A 16,408-nucleotide genomic window follows, 5' to 3' on the forward strand; every position below is an offset into this window, starting at 1 on the left:
CGCGAGGGCCGTCTGGGAGAACGCCACCTCATTGCCTGATACGGCTTGTCTCCCTCCCACCCCTCCTCAAAACCTCCCCCCAGGACTTTGGATCAAGCCTGGGGCCCGGTGGTGGCACGTGGTGGCGCCGCTGGTGGCTCTGAGTGGTGGCGTTGGTGGGCCCGGTGGTGGCTCTGAGTGGTGGCGTTGGTGGGCCCGGTGGTGGCCACGCTGTCGCTACCCGTCTCCCTTGCCTGCCCGTCTGTATGCGCGCTGTGCTTTTGGCACGTCCATACGGGCCGGACAGGAGGCCACGTCGACGCGGGCCTCGCGGCGAGCATCCAGGCAGGCCGGACGGCCATTCGCCGCGCGCCTCGTGGGGTTCGCTGGCTGTGTCGATGCAGGCCGTGCTCCATTCGCTCGCCTGTGTGGCCCTTGGTTGCCCGGCTCCACTCTTGCCGATCACCCCTCGCGCTTTGTTCGTGGCCTGGACACGCGGCTTTACGCTGTGTCACTGCTGGCCTGGGTAGTTCTTGGGCTGTTGGGCGTGTCGTTCAGGGCGGGTAGGTGATGAACAAGATAGAATCCCTGGAGGGGAAGCCCTCCGTGTGTGGCGCATTCGTGCGCCGTTGTTGGCTGACAGGGGGGGACGCCGGGAAAAACGTCGGTAGTCACTCCAGGCGGCGCCTGTGGTCACTCCAGGCCGCGCCTGTGAGCACTTGCCTGCGGGCCAACGCCGGGGACCGGCGGGCAGCTCGCGCGTCCATGCACCAGCGGAGCGGCATTCTCTGGAGTGCGGCCCCTTCTCCAACCCGGAGAGCAACGCCAGTGCAGGAGGGGAGCCAGCCGTGAGCTCGCCCCCCGTTGCTGCGGACGCCGCGCCCGCGTTTCTCACGGTGGAGGAAGCCGCCGGAATACTGCGCGTGAACAGGAAGACTCTCTACGAGGCGATCCGGCTTGAGCAGGTTCCCGGCGTCGCTCGCATCGGAAAAACCCTCCGCATCCGCCGCGCTGCCCTGTTAGAGTGGACAGCCGGTAAGGGCCGTGATTCTGCGCTCGGGAGTCGGAAATGAGCGTCAGATTGAGGAAGTGGCAGAACAAGGCAGGGAAGGTCGAGGAGGCTTGGCAAGTGGACTTCATGTTCCACCACCCGGACGGACGGCGACAGCGAGTCGTGAAGTTCTCGCCTGTGCAGACGCGCCGGGGTGCCGAGCAGTACGAGCGCGAATTGCGCGCCTCCCTCCTCAATGGAACCTTCGGAAAGGAGAACAACACCGGGGAGCGCCCTCTGACGTTGGCGGAGTTTGCCCCGCGCTTCCTCACCTACAGCGAGAACAACAACAAGCACTCCAGCGTCGTCAGCAAGAGCCAAATCCTAGAGGCTCACATCCTGCCGTTTTTCGGTGAAATGGCGCTGGCTGCCATTGGCCCGGCTGAGATTGAGGATTTCAAGGCTGTCATGCGCAAGAAGAAGTCGGCAGCGCGCGCCCGGAAGGAGGCCCCCACGCGGGCAGCCCTCCGCAAGCGCAGCGGCGAGGAACCGAAGCCGCTGAGCCTCAAAACCATCAACAACGTGTTGACGGTGCTGAGCAAGCTGCTCGCGGTCGCGGAAGAGCAGCGGGTCATCGAGCAGGCCCCGCGCGTGAGGCTCTTCGCGAAGCTGCCGAAGCCGCCCTTTGATTTCCTCACCTTCGAGGAGGCCGAGCGCCTGAGCAACGCCGCCGAGCCGGAATGGCGAGCGCTGCTGCTGGTGGCGCTCAAGGCGGGGCTGCGGCAAGGGGAACTGATCGGGCTCCAGTGGAGCGACGTGGACTTCCAGCGCGGCAAGCTGCACGTCCGCCGTACCATCTGGCGCGGTGTCTCGGGCTTGCCCAAGGGCGGACGCGAGAGGACGGTGGAGCTGCCCGGCTCGGCAGTGGACGCACTCAAGGGACACCGGCACCTGCGCGGCCCTTACGTGTTCTGCCAGGAGGACGGTCGGCCGCTGACTGACGGGCTGCTCAAGCTGCCGCTGCGCCGGGCCCTCCAGCGGGCGGGCATCACGCGCGAGCAGGGCCGCATCGGCTGGCACGACCTGCGGCACACCTACGGCAGCCATCTCGCCATGAGGGGGATACCGCTGACGGTCATCAAGGAGCTGATGGGGCACGCGACCATCGACATGACGGAGCGCTACGCCCACCTGAGCCCGGACACGCGCAGAGAGGCGGTCGGGGTTCTCGACCGGCCCTCTGCGCCCGCGTGCGACATACGTGCAACACGGATGGAGGGAGCTGCTAACCACCCGTAAGCACGGCATAAAAAAGTGGAGGCGGCGGGAATCGAACCCGCTGCTGGAGGCTTCCGGCGAGAGCGCTCCAGAGCGGTTGAGTCGTCTGACGGCCCGCCATTGAGGGCGGATTTTCTGGGCCTAGGGGCCCGGTCCGCTGCATGGGGACCAACTTCCCCAGGCTCAGGCGTCCTGAGCCTCGGGCGGAGGCCCGGCGAGCCGGCGGAGCAGCTCGCGCGGATCCACCCCGAGCACATGCTTGAGCTGCTCTCCGACCAGGGCCACGCGGGAGGACAGCTCCCCGCTGCCGCCCAGGCGCGCGTCCAGCAGGGTGAGCCGCTCGACGGGGGCCTGCCCCACCGTGCCGAGCAGGGACTCCAGCAAGGGCGCGAGCTTCTGGGCGAGCAGGATCTGCCGCGCCGACCCGTCCGAGTCCTCCCAGGTGCGCGCCAGCGCCGAGAGGGAGGTGGCGGTGGCCCGGCCCTCCTCCACGATGCGGGCGGCCGCACCCCGAGCCGCCGCCACCTGCTCCTGGCGCCGCGCCTCGGCCGGCTTGAGGACGTCCGCCTCCAGCAGCAGCCGCACCTGCTCGATGCGCACCCGCTGCACGTCCACCTCCGCCCGGGCGCGCGCCAGTTGGGACACCACCAGGCCTCTCGCCTCGGCCACCCGGGCCGCCTGCCGCGCCTGGGCCTCCAGGATGCGCCGCTCCGCGTCCGCGCGCGCCACGGAGAACTCCGCCTCCAGGCGCGCCACCTCGCGCACCTCGCGGTTGTGCGCCGCGCGCTCGGCCGCCAGGGCCTGGTTCTCCGCCTCGGCGATGCGCGAGCGCATCTGCAGCGCCGCGGACTGCTTGCGGCCCAGCGCGTTGAGGAAGCCCCGGTCGTCCGAGACGCTCTGGATCTTCAGCGTGTCCAGCACCAGCCCCAGTTTGTTGAGATCATGATCCGCCTCCTGGAGCAGGCACTGCGCGAAGCGGGCCCGGTCGCCGTTGACCTCCTCGGGCGTGAGGGTGGCCAGCACCCCGCGCAGGTTGCCCTCCAGCGTCTCCTTCGCCACGCGCACCACCTCCGCGCGCGGCTTGCCGAGGAAGCGCTCGATGGCGTTGCCGAGGATGGGCTCCCCACTGGCCACCTTCACGTTGGCCACCGACTCCACGTTGAGGGGGATGCCCCCCTTGGAGTAGGCGCCCTTCACGCCCACGGCGATGACCATGTTGGTGAGATCCAACGAGTCCACGCGCTCCAGCAGGGGGATGCGCAGGCCGCGCCCGCCGTGCACCAGGCGGTAGCGCGCGGGCCGCCCCTCCACGAGCCGCCGCGTCCCGGAGAAGACGAGCACCTCGTTGGGCTGGCAGATGTGGATCAGCTTCTGGGCCACCGCGGCCACCGCGGCCGCGGCCAGCACCAGGACGACGACGAGCACGGCGAACACCGTCATGACCAGGCCTCCTCCGCCGAATCCCGTGGTGGACCCTCCGCTGCCGGAGGGCGTGGCGCCTCGCGCGGCCCGGCGAGCACCGCGGGGATGTCCACACCGAGCGTGGAGGAGACCTCCCGGAGCAGCTCCGCCACCGCGGCGGGATAGGCGCGCAAGTAGCCCGCCAGGGTGGAGCCGTCCCCCGAGTCCAGCAGGGACACCGAGTCCACCCGCACCCGGGAGGCCGCGCCCGCCACGTGCCCGAGCAGCTCCTCCAGATGCTGGAGGACGAACATCTCCATCGCATGGCCCCCGGTGTCCCGCCAGGCCTCGGACACGAGGGAAAGGGACTCGGCGGTGGCGCGTCCGTTCTCCGCCACGGCCGCGGCGGCCCCGGCCGCCTCCAGCTCCTGGGCGCGCCGCCGGGCCTCCGCCGGGACGATGACGTCCGCCCTCAGCCGCAGCTCCTCCAGCCCGGCACGCACCTCCTGCAGCTCCTTCTCCGCCTCGGCGCGGGCCTGCTCGGCCGCCGCCAGGGCCCGCTCCTCCGCCGAGCGGGCCTGGGCCTCGAGTCCGGCCCGTTGCTCGGACAGGGCGTGGTGGTGCCGCTGGATGCGCGCCTCCGCCTGGGCTTCCGCCACCCGGGCCCGCGCATGCGCCGCCGCCTCCGCCTCCTCGGCCTGGCGCACCGCGTCGGACTCGGCCACCTCCGCCTCGCGCAGCACCTCGGAGATGCGCACCCGGCCGATGCTGTCCAGGTAGCGCCGCTCATCGGAGACGTGCTGGATCTTCAACGTGTCCAGTTGCAGGCCGAGCTGGCGGAGATCCTCCCCGGCCTCCTCGGTGAGCCGGTTGGCGAAGGTGAGGCGATCCTCGTTCACCTGCTCGGGCGTCATGGTGGCCAGGACGCCGCGCAGGTGGCCCTCCAGCGTCTGCCGGGCCACCTCGGAGATGGTGGTGCGGCCGTGCCCGAGGAAGCGCTCCAGCGCGTTGCCGAGCACCTGGGGATCGGAGGAGACCTTCACGTTGGCCACGGCCTGCAAGGTGAGCGGGATGCCCCCCAGCGAGTAGGCCCCGGTGACGGACATGGGCACCGACAGCAGGCTCACGTCCATCCGCTCCACCCGCTCCAGCAGGGGAATGCGGAAGGAGCGTCCGCCGGACACCACGCGGAAGCCCACCGAGTCGCCATCCCGCGCGGGGTGTCTCCGTCCGGCGAAGACGAGCACCTCGTTGGGACGGCACACGTGCACCAGGGCCTTGGCCACCAGCAGCGCCACCACCACGGCCAGCAGCACCACGCCGCCGAGCACCAGGGGGATGAACAACTCGCCATTCGCGGGCAGCTCCATGGCACCTCCTCAAGAAGAGACGGGAACGGGCGGCGGCTGGAGGCCGCGCGGCTCCTCGGCGGAGACGACACGCACCGAGCCGTCCTCCAGGACGTCATGCACGAACACCTGGTGGGAGGGCGCGAGCGGCACCACCGTGTCGCCATACGCGAGGAGCTCCACCGTGCGCCCCTTGAGCTCCACCCGCACCTTGCCCGGCTGCGTGCGCCCCACTGGCACCACCACCCGGCCGAGCCGTCCCACCACATCCGCGGGCCGCGTGATGCTGTCCACCTCGGCGCGGCCCAGGCCCCGCAGCACGCGCGACGCGATGAGCCCCGCGCCCAGCCCCACGCCCACCGACAGGCCGCCGGTGAGCAGCGCCCCCGTCTCTCGCGCCAGGGTGGACAGGAGCACCCCGGTCAACCCGAAGAAGGCGAGGAAGAAGGTCCAGAAGAACAGCGAGGCCAGCGGGAGCGCGCGGCCCAGGGCGCCTCCCTCCGCGGCGCCCTCCCCCACCCCCGAGCCCTCCAGCCCGCCCCCGGAGAGCCCGCTCGCCTCCCCGGCGTCACCGCCGAAGAGCAGCGAGAGGAGCAACAGCCCTCCTCCGATGACGAGGCTCGTGACGTAGAGCGCGAACATGGGCCCTCCGAGCCGAGGCGAGGGTGCCCCGGTACGGAATCAAGGTGGGGACGAGCCGGCTCCGCGTCGATCGGATTCGTCCGCGACGCTCGGACCGCACGGCTCGCCCCGCACCGGGCTCAGCAGGCGCCAGGGAGGGAGGGCGGACGCGTGCCAGGGGAGCGTTGACACGACCTGTCCCCGGGCGTCCAGCAGGGGCAGACGCGGGTTACACATCCAGCGGCGGCGGGATGCCCTTGGCGGCGAAATAGAGCCGCTTCGCCACCCCATAGAACTTCGCATCCTTGGGGACCATCGTCCGGAACCAGCCGGTCGCCTGGGTCTCGAACTGGTGCAGCAGGAAGTTCCTGGGCTGCCGGCGGAGGTACTCGGCGAAGTACTTCATGACCTCGACCTCCGAGCGCGCACGCCCGTTGTCCGCGTACTTGGCGACAATCGGCGTGAACCACGGGTACAGGCTGTCGATTCCATGCAGTGTGGTCTTCATGAAGTTGCCGATCAGCAGATCATCGAAGACCTCGTACTCGACCGCGGCCATCAACGAGCCCCGTGGCACTTCGAAGGTCACACCATACTTCGAGCGCTTGTTGTTCAGATCGACGGTGAAGTCCCGCCCACCCACTCGCAAGCGCACGAAGCCGAGCTTGTTCGCCAGCGCCTGCATGTTCCTGAAGTACGAGGTGAGCTTCTTGCGATCGTCCTCGCCGAGCGGCTCGCTCCAGTCGTCGCCGAACTCCCTGGGCTCGCGTGGACTCCTGTCGGCGGGGGGCGGCCGGAGCTCGGTGACATCGCCCGTCTCACAATCCACCCGAACGAAGGGGGACAGCACCTGGGCGCCAGGCAGGTCGAAGCCCTCGGCGTACGCGTCGATGGGCGTGGTGTAGGCCTCCGCCCAGAGGCTGTCCCGGCGGCGGTAGCAGTGGAAGGAGCTGAAGGGAATGAAGTAGCGCGCATTGTACCGGCGCATGGGGCCGATCAGCGTCCGGCCCACCGGGTACTTCTTCGCGGCCCAGGGCTCGATGCGCTCCCCGTTCTCGGTGAACAGGTTGAGCATGTCCGCGTCGCCGTAGCCGCTCAGCTTCAGGAGGAAGTTCCCCTCATACTGGGAGGCCACCCGCGCGACCTCCGCACCCCAGCCATGATCGACCGCGTCATTGAGATTGATGACGAGCCGATTGCCTATCTTCACCAGCAGGATGGAGTCCTGGAAATAATCCGTCATGCACATCACTTCGATGTTGTCGGAGATGCGCGTCCAGGTCCGCTCCGGGAGGATGGTGACGTTGAATCCCTGGGCCGTCAGATCCTCGTGGATGCGGCTGCCGACATGATCGCCAATGAGGAGCTTCTTGCCGGAGAGCGCGGGCAGCGAGTCGCCGTTCAGGTGGTCCGGATGACCATGCGAGAACCAGACGTACTCGCACGCCCGGATATGGCTCCGTTGCTCCGGTGGGATGGAGTAGCTCAGCCCCCAGCTCCCGAAGTAGGCCGAGTCGTTGAGCCACGGGTCCGTGGCCAGCATCGGTTTGCCATCAAAGGCGATGAGTGTGGCATTCCCGATGGTCTCGAATCCAAGCATGAGTTTCTTCCCCCCAACTCCGCGGTGAGAGCGAGCGAGCGAGGACTCTACGCTGGATGCTCGGAGCCCGAATCAACCCACCGGAGCGAGGGAGCCGTTCGAGGGCAGACCCTTGGCGAATGGCGATGCGCCCCGAGCGCCCTGAAGCACGCCGTGCCGTCATCGAGGCAAGCCGTCTTGTCTTGAACGGATCCCGAACGCCCAGCAGTAGCCCTTCGCACCCGGGGGCAACATATTCGTCCTCTTTCGGCTCGGGGGAGGCCGTCACGACCCCCAGCGCATGGGGTCCTCCCTACGTGAAACGCCTTCTGACACATGCAGCCGGTTACCGCGCGGTGGTGCTGCTCCTGATCTGGGTGCTCCCCATCCCGACGCTCGCCGCGCGTGGCTCCATCCGCAACCACCTCCTCTTGATCCAGCAGCTGCTGGTCAGCACCGACTACGAGCGTGCGCTCGATGAGGTCCAGGTGGCCCGCCAGGAGCCCCATGGAACGGACGAGGACGTCACGCTCTCGCTCTACGAGGGCATCCTCCTGTACGAGTTGCGCCGCAAGGACGAGGCGAAGGCGGCGTTCCGCGGGGCGTTCCTGCTCGATCCCCAGGCCCCCCTGCCCGTGCCGGTGTCGCCCAAGATCCAGGCGGATGTCGACACCTTCCGCCAGCAGGCCGAGGCCGAGTTGAAGGCCATGCCCCACCCGCCGACCCAGCCGGAGGACGTGAGCCCTCCCAAGAATCCCTCTGTCGCGAGCACCCCGTCCCCGCCGTCCCGGCTGCGCCGGTACGCGCTGATTCCAGCCCTCGCGGGGGGAGCCGTCGCGGTGGCGGGGGGCATCTCCTGGGGGATCGCTCGCGGGGAGTACAACAGGCTGCGCCACGATGATCCACGCATCGTGAACACGGCGCAGGTGGAGCAGATTGGCAGCCGCGGACGGGCCTGGCAGACCGTGGGGTTCAGCTTGCTGGGCGTGGGGGCCGCGAGCCTCGTCACCGCGGCCGGCATGTATCTGCTGGGTGCTCCCGACCCCTCGGCCCCGACCATCGGGGTGAGCACGAACGGGACTTCCGCGGTCCTCTACGGGAGGTGGCCATGAAACGGATGTCTTCCTCCACGAGGAGACAAGCCCTGCTGCTCACACTGGCCGGGCTCATCACCTCGTCGGGGTGCATGGACTTCACCCAGGCGCAAGAGGAGTACTGTCAGCGCCATCCCCAGATCTGTCCACCGCCGCCGGGTGGAGGACCGGCGCCCAGCCCCGAGACGGGGGCCGTCAGTCAGGTCTCCTCACGGGGCCAACACACCCTGGCGCTCCGCACGGATGGCTCGGTCTGGGCCTGGGGACGCAACGACGCGGCACAACTGGGAGATGAAACGGTCGTGAATCGCTCGGCGCCCACGCGGGTCGCCGGACTGAGTGGTGTGCAGAGCGTGGCCTCAGGCTATTTCCAATCCCTCGCACTGGGAGGGGATGGCTCGGTCTGGGCCTGGGGATTGACCAACTCGAGCGACATCCAGATGACCCCGGCGAAGCTCCCGGAGCTGAGTGACATCATCGCCATCTCCGCGGGCACCTTCCACTCGCTGGCGCTGCAGCAGTCGGGTTCGGTGTGGTTCTGGGGGGAACTCCTGGACCAGTCCAGTGATACGCCCGTCCTGGTCGAGGGCTTGTCAGGCATCACGACCATCGCCGCGGGCAACAGTCATTCGCTGGCACTGGACAAGAGTGGCGTGGTCTGGGCCTGGGGGGACAACACCTTGGGACAGCTGGGCAATGGCACCCAGGACGAGAGCACCACGCCCGTGAAGGTCCAGGGACTGCCGACGATCAAGCTCATCGCCGCTGGCGGCGCTCATTCGCTGGCGCTAGACACGGAGAACAGGGTCTGGACCTGGGGAAGCAACGACGAGGGCCAGCTGGGCAATGGCAACAAGGGCGGTTTGCGCACCCTCCCCATCCAGGTGCTGAATTTGAAGGATGTCAAACAGCTGGCCGCGGGCATCCGCCACTCGCTGGCACTGACCAACGACGGTAACGTCATGGCGTGGGGCAGTGACTCCGCGGGGCAGCTGGGTGATGATTTATCCTTGAAAGAACAGCTCTCGCCGGTGGAGACGTCCTCCTTGACCAACGTCATCGCCATCTCCGCCGGCCACTCCCACTCGCTGGCCCTGCTCAGCAATGGCGCGCTGTTCGCGTGGGGCTCCAACAGCTATGGGCAACTCGGCGGATCCACGCCAACCATGCCCATCCCCCTACCCGTCATGTTTCCCTGAGGGACGCGAACCCGCCTCCCTGCGGTCCGGCCCGGAGCCTCACTCCTCCTGGACGAAGGAGACCGTGAGGGGGGTCGTCTTCCCGGGCTTCACCTCGACCCGCCGGATCACCGTCTTCGACAGGGTGGGACTGAAGAGCGTCACGGTGTAGGTCCCCACGGGAAGCGCCAGCGGGCCATCCCACGGAGTCGTTCCTCTCGGCGTTCCGTCCACGGAGACATCGGCGAAGGGGTGCGCGCGCACATCCAGGGTCCCCATGGCGGCGAGAGCGGGACGCTTGGATTTGACGGAGCGCGCGCGCTCCCGGGGAGCCGGAGGCCGGGCCACGGGCTCGGCGGGAGGCTCCACCACCGCGGGTGCCTGCTCCAGTGCCGGTGGAGGCGGCGCGGAGGGAGGCGGCGCGGAGGGCTCGGCGCTGGCCACGAGCGGGGGTCCAGAGTTCTCCCGGGGAGTGCTCCGCTGCCACTGCGCGAGCCCACCGCCCGCCACGAGCAGCATGCCGCCCACGAGGGCGTGCCGCTTCCAGGCGGAGACTTCCGGCCTCAGCCGCGTGCGCGTGCGTGCACGCGTCTCCACCAGACCGGAAGCGGACGGCTGCGCGGGGAGGGACACGTCCTGGGGCGCCAGCATGTGCTCGGAGAGGGTCGCGAGCGATCCCGAAGCACCCGGGGACGCATGGGAGACGGTGTCCAGGTCGGTCCTCGACGAGGACGCGAGCCGCGAGGGGCCGGGCGCAGCGGCCGCGGCGGGGCTCAGCGCGGGCAGGCCCGTGGCCGAGGTGACACGCTGGATGAGCTGGGCCACCTGAGGGGCCGTCACGCTCCTGCCTCCCGCGAGGATGAAGTCCTCCAGGTCCGCCTGGAGCGCGTGGCAGTCCGGATAGCGCTGCTCCCGGTCCTTGGCGATCGCCCGGGCGAGGATGCGCTGAAGGGTGTCGGGCAGGTCCGGCCGGTAGTGGACCGCGGGCACGGGCTCGTCGAAGAGGAGGGTGTGCATCAGCGCCGCGTCCGACGCCGCGCTGTACGGCTTGTGGGACGTGAGCAGCTCATAGAGCACCACCCCGAGCGCATACACGTCCACGCGCCGGTCCAGTTGCTTCGCGCGCAGTTGCTCGGGCGGCATGTACGACAGCTTGCCCTTGATGACGCCGCTCCGGGTCCGGTGGCTCTGACCGGTCGCCTTGGCGATGCCGAAGTCCACCACCTTCACCGCGCCCTGCAGCGACAGCAGGATGTTGTCCGGGCTCACGTCCCGGTGGATGAGCCCCAGGGCCTCGCCCGTGCCCGGATCCACGAAGTCGTGGGCGAAGGCCAATCCCTCACAGGCCTGGGAGATGAGCCGGGCGCAGACGGCGGGAGGCAGGGGCAGGTGCTGGGCCGAGGCGCGCTTGATGAGCGTGCGCAGGCTCGGCCCGTCGACGTACTCCATCGCCAGGAAGTAGGAGCCATCGGCTTCGCCGAAGTCGAAGATTTGCACGATGTGCGGGTGGGTGAGCCGGGCGGCCAACATGGCCTCGGAGAGGAACATCTCCACGAAGGCGGGCTCCTGGGCCAGGTGCGGCAGGATGCACTTGACCACCAACGTCTTCTCGAAGCCCCGGGGCCCGGCGGCCTTGGCGAGGTACACCTCGGCCATGCCTCCCACGGCGAGCTTGCGGATGAGCTGATACTTGCCGACTTGCCGCATCACGAACCCTCTCCCTCCTCGCACCGCATCGCCCCCTGGAGTGCAGGGGAGCCTCCTAGGGAAGGATGTGCATGGCGGCTCTATTCCTCCCCCGAGGGAGCAGGCGGGCGGCGGATCGACAGCGGTCCCCGAGGGCGTACGGCCAGACAAGCGCCAGCACGGGAGGCCGCGTGGCCGCTCTAATTCAAACCAACGAGGTAATTGAGGATGGTGGCATCCGCCGCGTCCACGCAGACGACCCCCTTCCCGGTGAGATGGGTCATCCGGATGTGGTTGTTCGTGTCGGGACCCGTCTTCAACGGCTCATAGGGTTTCCAGACGAAGCTCGTGAAATTCAGGAACAAGGACTTCGGATCCTCGCTCTCCTCCGCGTTGTGCAAGGAGTTGCGGATGGCGTCATTCTTGTCACGCACCCGCGGACTCCCATAGAGGTCCTGGATGCGGAGACGAAGGTCTCCTCCGACGTTGACGGTCATGTCCGCTGAATCAGCATTCCAGCCCCTCGTGTCGTAGTGGTCCGCATGCGGGGTCCGCAAACGGCTGAAGACCAGCGCTCTCCCGGCGCATTCTTCCTGAGAGGGCCAACTCAGGCGCCGGTCGTTCCTCCTCAAGAGCATCGCGCCTAGAGTCTGGTTGACGATGAGATTGATCGCGGCGCTGATGTCGTTATTGCCAGTCTCCTGCTTCAGCATGATGATGACGGTTTCGGTCGGATTGGCCGTCAGGAAATTGACGACGTCAGTGATCGCCGACTGGACGGAAACGTCGAGATTCACGGGCCCATGGTAGAGCCAATAGGTGTTGGCGAAGTAGGCCACACCCACCCGCAGGTCCAGGGCTCTCACTCCGGCATCCAGCTGTTGGCGGATGGAGAGACTCTGGGCCCGCACCATGGGGGTGTAGGCGTACTCGTAGGCCCCCGAATCATGGGTGCCGGGGATGACCAGTCGAGTGATAGGTCTGCGCCTCTTGAAGCCATCGAGTAGCCCCATCCAATCATTGCCAGCCATAGCGTGCTCCTCCCAGAGCGATCATGCGACAAGAGGGCACGGCGAACAAGCGCCCCCCCGTCCGTGGTCTGGGGTCACGTACGCCGCCGACGCGAGCCCTCGTGCAGCGGCAGCATCGGCGGGACCTGCGTTGCCAGCGCGTCCACGAAGAGCCGCACCTTCGCCGGAAGGCTCGAGCGGCTCGGGTACACCGCGTGAAAGGCCCGCAGCATCGCGGGCCGGGGGCCGAAGACGAGCTTCAGCCGACCGTCCTGGATGGCATCCCGGCACAGAATGGCCGGAACGCGCGCGATGCCGACCCCGGCGATGGCCGCCTCGCACGCCACCTCGAGGTCGTTCACCGTCAGAACCGGCTCGATGCGTGACTTCACTCCCCCGACGTTCCACGTCTCGAAGGCGCTGAATCCGATGCAGCGTGCGGCCCGGAGATCCCTGGGGTCCGGCGTGCCGTGCTTCGACAGGAAGCGGGGGCTCGCCACGAAGTGGACCGCGCCCTCTCCGAGCTTGCGCGCCACGAGCGACGAGTCATCGAGCGGCCCGATGTGGATCGCGAGATCCAGTCCCTCCTCGATGAGGTGCACGCCGCGGTCCGCCAGCACCAGCTCGACCTGCACCTTCGGGTAGCGGTCGAGGAACGCCGAGACGACGGGCGCCAGGTAGCGGCGGCCGTACAGCGTGGGTGAGGACACCCGCAGCAGGCCCACCGGCTCCGCTTGCTGCTGCTGCACCTCGCTGTTGGCTTCCTCGATCTGCTCCGCGATGGCGGAGCACCGCTCGTAGTAGGCGACCCCGACGCCGGTGACCCGCAGCCGCCGCGTCGTTCGCTCGAGAAGCCGCACGCCCAGCTGCTCCTCCAGCTTGCGGAGCCTCTCGCTGGTGCTCTGCTTGGTGATGCCGAGCTGACGCGCCGCACGGGTGAAGCTGCCTTCCCGCACGACCGCGGCGAAGAGGAGCATGTCGGCCGGGGAGATCATCATTGTCCATTCTAACCTGACAAAGCGTCAGCGTGTGGCTGCATTGTCCGTTCGCGCGGCGCCCCGCACTCTCGCGGTCATCCACCCGCTTCGAGGCGTGCACCCATGAAGCTGTATTTCGCCCCCAGGACCCGAGCCACCCGGGCCCGCTGGTTGCTCGAGGAGCTCGAGGTGCCCTACACGCTGGTCCAGGTCGACCTGGCGAAGCAGGAAGGCAGGACACCGGCCCATCTGGCGCTGCATCCCCTCGGCGAGGTCCCCGTCCTGGTGGATGGAGACGTCACGCTGTTCGAGTCCTCGGCCATCTGCCTCTACCTGGCGGACCTCTTTCCCGAGAAGCACCTGGCACCACCGTTGGCCTCGGCGGAGCGTGGCCCCTACCTCCAGTGGATGCTCTTCGCCGAGGTGACGCTGGAGCCCGTGGTGCTCGAGCACCTCCGCCAGACGCAACTGCCCGACGAGCAGAAGAAGGCGGAGCCCGCCGCGCGGCCAGGGCGGCTCGACGACGTGCTCACGGCCATCGACAAGCGACTCCACGGCAGGGAGTTCGTCGCGGGCGGCACCTTCACCGCCGCCGACCTGGTGCTGGCCTCCCTCCTCCACCTGGCGAACACGCTGAAGCTGCTCGAGCGGTACCCGAGGCTCGTCGAGTACGTGGTCCGCCACACGAGACGCCCCGCCCTCAAGCGGGCCGTCTCGGGCTGAGCGTTCTCTCCACCGCTCGTCCAAGCCCTGGTCTCACTGGAACTTCAGGGGGACATCGGCGTGCAGAGCTCCACGAGCACTCCGTCGAGGTCCCTCACGTAGGCCACCGTCTGCCCCCAGGGCTTCTGCTTGGGCGGCTGCGCGGCCCGGGCGCCCGCCTTCACCGCCCGCTCGTAGGCGGCCTCGACGTCTGGCGTGACGAGCGCCACCTCCACCGCCGCCGCGTCCTCCTTCGGCCGGTTGAAGCGCACGGTGAGGCCATTGTTCTTCGCCATCTCCTCCGAGGCGAAGGCCAGCGCCGTCGCGCCGGTCTCCAGTTCCGCGTACTGGCCACTCTCGTGGAGGAAGCGACGTTGCAGGCCAAAGGCCTTCTCGTAGAAGTCGACGGTGGCGGGTACGTTCGCGACGTAGAGGATGACGTAGCCGAGCTTCATGGCGGCGGACTCCGGTGCACGGGGGGAACAGCGTGCGGCGGTATTCGCACGCCCCGCCCATCCTGTCTCAAGGAATCGGACAGGGCTCACCCTCGGACACCGTCGTCTTCTGGACTCGGGGCCACACCGCTGGACGGGAAGACGGGCAGCGCGCCCGGGCTCAGCTTGCCTGCCCATGACCCTTTCCCCTGAAGCCATTCGTTCGCGGCTCCTCGCGGATCCCAACACCCCGAAGCTGGCCGAGCAGTTGGGTGTCCCACTCGAGGAGTACGTGAAGCAGGTGATGCACTTCGTCCAGAACCCGCATGAGGAGCCGCAGCTCCTGGTCGTGGGTGACGAGGATCTGCGTGCCATGGGCCACGAGCCCCCGAGTGCCGAGGCCTTGAGTCGCGTTCTGGACGAGGCGGTGGCCCTGGCGGGGCTCACGGAGACGACGGACTTCACCCCGGCGAAAAAGCCGCTCGTCTCGCTCACCAGCCCGCCGCAACCCCCTGTTCCCACCGCACCGGCCCCGGCGCGCACCGACACGTCTTCCGACCTGGACGCGCAGTTGCGCCGCGCGCGGTTCTCCTCCCACCAAGGAAAGTGAACCCACATGGGTCTGAAAATCGGCGGATTCCTCAAGAACATTGGCAAGGAACTGGGCAAGGTCACCCAGGGGCTCAAGAAGTTCGCCAGCTCCCCCCTGGGCAACCTGGTGATGAAGCAGGGCCTGTCCTTCATCAAGGAAAAAGCGGGGGCCCTCTCCAACAAGATTCTCGAGAAGCTGGGCCATCTCAAGAAGAAGGGAGGCTTTGGCACGTTGTTGAAGGCGCTCGAGCCCTTCGCCAAGAAGCACCTCGGACAGGCCATCGACAAGCTCTGCGCGAAAGGCCTCGCCTTCCTGTCAGGCATCACGAAGCAGGCCTCGAACAGTGGAGACCTGCGGGCCATCGTACGGCAGTTGAATCTCGCGCGCGCCCAGGCCCCGGCCATGGATTCGACCACCGAGCAGATGGCCCGGGAGAACATCTTCCAGCTCATCGCCCACCGCCACGCGGAGCTGATGCGACAGGTGGCCTGAACCCCGTGGGGGGCATCATGAGCCGGGGGGGATGATGGCGCGGCCCCCTGGGCGTACACGCCGTGGTTGCCCTCCGACGAGGTTCGCAGGAGGGTGGGTGGAAAGGCAGGCCCCGTCCTCTCCGCTCGTACTCCCCGTGTGCACCGTGCCCGTGCTCCATTCGCTACACTCCCCCGCCGTCCTGTCCGTCTCCAATCTCCAGACTCCCGGGGCTCGCCTCGGGGCGAGGTCCCACGCCTGGGTGCTCGGGCTGGCGCTGCTGCTCGGGAGCGGCCCGGGTTGCCAGCGGCCGGCCGGGTCCCACACGCCCCTCGTCTACGCGGGCTCCGGCAGCATCGGCGACACCGTCCTGTCACCGCTCAGCGAGGGCTTCGTCCGTCGGGGAGGTCCGCCCGTCGAGGCGAAGCACTACGTGGGCTCCGCGGAGGGCTTCAAACTCCTGATGGAGGGGCACGCGGACGTGAGCGGCCTGGCGCGCTCGCTCCGGAGCACGGAGAAGGCCCGGCACCCCTATTACGTCATCATCGGGTATGCCGCGCTCGCGGTGTACGTCCACCCGGACAATCCGATCACCGCCCTCAGCCGGGCCGAGCTCAAGGCGTTCTTCACCGGCCAGCTGAAGAACTGGAAGGACGTGGGTGGACGGGATGCGCCCGTGGAGCTCGTGACGGTGAAGCTGTCCACCGGCTCGGGCACGACGGACTTCTTCCGGGAAGCGGTGCTGGAGGGCGCCCCGTTCGCGCCCACCCATGCCTTCGAGCACCCGCGCGAGGTGCAGTCCTACGTGGCCTCGCATCCGCACGCGCTCTCGTGGGGGACGCTGGCGCCCGACGTCCAGGGCGTCCGGGTGCTGCCACTGGACGGCGTGGTGCCAGGGCCCGATTCGATTCGCACGGCGGACTACCCGCTGTCCCGGCCGATGGTGTTGGCGACCCGGGGCGTGCCCGACGGGCCGCTCAAGGACTTCCTCGACTATGTGATGTCGCCCGAGGGCCAGGCCATCGTCGCGCGCTCCTTCATTCCCGTGCGAGAGGTGCGCTGAGCG

16 protein-coding genes are annotated in these 16,408 nt (G+C 68.5%); 8 read left to right on the top strand and 8 right to left on the bottom strand.

All coding sequences use genetic code 11. The features are described 5' to 3' along the window. The first annotated feature begins 827 nt into the window (after positions 1–827). Both D187_RS52940 and D187_RS33470 read left to right on the top strand, forming a co-directional pair. Positions 828–1,052: a helix-turn-helix domain-containing protein gene (locus tag D187_RS52940; protein WP_076606277.1), complete on the top strand. Its 225-nt coding sequence runs from the start codon at positions 828–830 to the stop codon at positions 1,050–1,052. Beyond that, the gene (locus D187_RS33470; protein WP_002631647.1) at positions 1,049–2,269 is read left to right on the top strand and encodes a tyrosine-type recombinase/integrase; all 1,221 of its coding nucleotides are present in this window, start codon (positions 1,049–1,051) and stop codon (positions 2,267–2,269) included. Before D187_RS52940 ends, D187_RS33470 begins: the two co-directional genes overlap by 4 nt. Positions 2,270–2,431: 162 nt before the next feature. On the opposite strand, the gene D187_RS33475 is transcribed toward D187_RS33470, so the two are convergent. The 4 genes from D187_RS33475 to D187_RS33490 all read right to left on the bottom strand — a co-directional run bounded on the left by D187_RS33475 (position 2,432) and on the right by D187_RS33490 (position 7,219). After that, entirely contained in the window at positions 2,432–3,688 is a 1,257-nt protein-coding gene (locus tag D187_RS33475; protein WP_002631645.1) for a flotillin family protein, read from the bottom strand. Beyond that, on the bottom strand, positions 3,685–5,019 hold the full coding sequence (locus tag D187_RS33480) for a flotillin family protein (RefSeq protein ID WP_002631643.1): 1,335 nt from the start codon (positions 5,017–5,019) through the stop codon (positions 3,685–3,687). Before D187_RS33480 ends, D187_RS33475 begins: the two co-directional genes overlap by 4 nt. Positions 5,020–5,028: 9 nt before the next feature. Further along, positions 5,029–5,640, bottom strand: a complete 612-nt coding sequence (locus tag D187_RS50730; protein ID WP_002631641.1) for an NfeD C-terminal domain-containing protein — start codon at positions 5,638–5,640, stop codon at positions 5,029–5,031. Between the two features lie 208 nt (positions 5,641–5,848). Then, a complete protein-coding gene (locus D187_RS33490; RefSeq protein ID WP_002631639.1) occupies positions 5,849–7,219 on the bottom strand; it encodes an MBL fold metallo-hydrolase in 1,371 nt (456 codons plus the stop codon). 296 nt (positions 7,220–7,515) lie between these two features. On the opposite strand from D187_RS33490, the gene D187_RS33495 reads away from it, so the two are divergent. After that, positions 7,516–8,310 carry a hypothetical protein gene (locus D187_RS33495; protein WP_043432722.1) on the top strand — a complete coding sequence of 265 codons (795 nt, stop codon included), beginning with the start codon at positions 7,516–7,518 and terminating at the stop codon, positions 8,308–8,310. Then, entirely contained in the window at positions 8,307–9,491 is a 1,185-nt protein-coding gene (locus D187_RS33500) for an RCC1 domain-containing protein (protein ID WP_002631634.1), read from the top strand. Before D187_RS33495 ends, D187_RS33500 begins: the two co-directional genes overlap by 4 nt. Before the next feature lie 39 nt (positions 9,492–9,530). Here D187_RS33500 and D187_RS33505 read toward each other — a convergent pair whose 3' ends face one another. The 3 genes from D187_RS33505 to D187_RS33515 form a co-directional block, all read right to left on the bottom strand. Further along, the gene (locus D187_RS33505) at positions 9,531–11,177 is read right to left on the bottom strand and encodes a serine/threonine-protein kinase (RefSeq protein ID WP_043432724.1); all 1,647 of its coding nucleotides are present in this window, start codon (positions 11,175–11,177) and stop codon (positions 9,531–9,533) included. A gap of 179 nt (positions 11,178–11,356) precedes the next feature. After that, on the bottom strand, positions 11,357–12,187 hold the full coding sequence (locus D187_RS33510; protein ID WP_002631631.1) for a phosphatidylinositol-specific phospholipase C domain-containing protein: 831 nt from the start codon (positions 12,185–12,187) through the stop codon (positions 11,357–11,359). Between the two features lie 74 nt (positions 12,188–12,261). Then, entirely contained in the window at positions 12,262–13,164 is a 903-nt protein-coding gene (locus D187_RS33515; RefSeq protein ID WP_245591886.1) for a LysR family transcriptional regulator, read from the bottom strand. Between the two features lie 102 nt (positions 13,165–13,266). Between D187_RS33515 and D187_RS33520 the strand changes: the two genes are divergently transcribed. Beyond that, the gene (locus D187_RS33520) at positions 13,267–13,866 is read left to right on the top strand and encodes a glutathione S-transferase family protein (protein ID WP_002631629.1); all 600 of its coding nucleotides are present in this window, start codon (positions 13,267–13,269) and stop codon (positions 13,864–13,866) included. 44 nt (positions 13,867–13,910) lie between these two features. On the opposite strand, the gene D187_RS33525 is transcribed toward D187_RS33520, so the two are convergent. Beyond that, positions 13,911–14,300: a VOC family protein gene (locus tag D187_RS33525; protein ID WP_002631628.1), complete on the bottom strand. Its 390-nt coding sequence runs from the start codon at positions 14,298–14,300 to the stop codon at positions 13,911–13,913. 175 nt (positions 14,301–14,475) lie between these two features. Here D187_RS33525 and D187_RS33530 point away from each other — a divergent pair, with 175 nt between their 5' ends. The 3 genes from D187_RS33530 to D187_RS33540 all read left to right on the top strand — a co-directional run bounded on the left by D187_RS33530 (position 14,476) and on the right by D187_RS33540 (position 16,405). Continuing rightward, positions 14,476–14,889: a hypothetical protein gene (locus D187_RS33530; RefSeq protein WP_002631627.1), complete on the top strand. Its 414-nt coding sequence runs from the start codon at positions 14,476–14,478 to the stop codon at positions 14,887–14,889. Between the two features lie 6 nt (positions 14,890–14,895). After that, on the top strand, positions 14,896–15,363 hold the full coding sequence (locus D187_RS33535; RefSeq protein WP_002631626.1) for a hypothetical protein: 468 nt from the start codon (positions 14,896–14,898) through the stop codon (positions 15,361–15,363). A 97-nt stretch (positions 15,364–15,460) separates the two neighbouring features. Then, positions 15,461–16,405: a phosphate ABC transporter substrate-binding protein gene (locus tag D187_RS33540; RefSeq protein WP_162159733.1), complete on the top strand. Its 945-nt coding sequence runs from the start codon at positions 15,461–15,463 to the stop codon at positions 16,403–16,405. The last annotated feature ends 3 nt before the right edge of the window (positions 16,406–16,408 follow it).

Origin of the sequence: Cystobacter fuscus DSM 2262, assembly GCF_000335475.2 — a bacterium.
Taxonomy (GTDB): domain Bacteria; phylum Myxococcota; class Myxococcia; order Myxococcales; family Myxococcaceae; genus Cystobacter; species Cystobacter fuscus.

Bases quoted from the DNA above. Each gene is read 5' to 3' on its own strand.
- D187_RS33535 (WP_002631626.1), top strand. From the start codon at position 14,896: ATGGGTCTGAAAATCGGCGGATTCCTCAAGAACATTGGCAAGGAACTG.
- D187_RS33530 (WP_002631627.1), top strand. From the start codon at position 14,476: ATGACCCTTTCCCCTGAAGCCATTCGTTCGCGGCTCCTCGCGGATCCC.
- D187_RS33500 (WP_002631634.1), top strand. From the start codon at position 8,307: ATGAAACGGATGTCTTCCTCCACGAGGAGACAAGCCCTGCTGCTCACA.
- D187_RS33505 (WP_043432724.1), bottom strand. From the start codon at position 11,177: ATGCGGCAAGTCGGCAAGTATCAGCTCATCCGCAAGCTCGCCGTGGGA.
- D187_RS33520 (WP_002631629.1), top strand. From the start codon at position 13,267: ATGAAGCTGTATTTCGCCCCCAGGACCCGAGCCACCCGGGCCCGCTGG.
- D187_RS33510 (WP_002631631.1), bottom strand. From the start codon at position 12,187: ATGGCTGGCAATGATTGGATGGGGCTACTCGATGGCTTCAAGAGGCGC.
- D187_RS33475 (WP_002631645.1), bottom strand. From the start codon at position 3,688: ATGACGGTGTTCGCCGTGCTCGTCGTCGTCCTGGTGCTGGCCGCGGCC.
- D187_RS33480 (WP_002631643.1), bottom strand. From the start codon at position 5,019: ATGGAGCTGCCCGCGAATGGCGAGTTGTTCATCCCCCTGGTGCTCGGC.
- D187_RS33515 (WP_245591886.1), bottom strand. From the start codon at position 13,164: ATGATGATCTCCCCGGCCGACATGCTCCTCTTCGCCGCGGTCGTGCGG.
- D187_RS33470 (WP_002631647.1), top strand. From the start codon at position 1,049: ATGAGCGTCAGATTGAGGAAGTGGCAGAACAAGGCAGGGAAGGTCGAG.
- D187_RS33525 (WP_002631628.1), bottom strand. From the start codon at position 14,300: ATGAAGCTCGGCTACGTCATCCTCTACGTCGCGAACGTACCCGCCACC.
- D187_RS50730 (WP_002631641.1), bottom strand. From the start codon at position 5,640: ATGTTCGCGCTCTACGTCACGAGCCTCGTCATCGGAGGAGGGCTGTTG.
- D187_RS33490 (WP_002631639.1), bottom strand. From the start codon at position 7,219: ATGCTTGGATTCGAGACCATCGGGAATGCCACACTCATCGCCTTTGAT.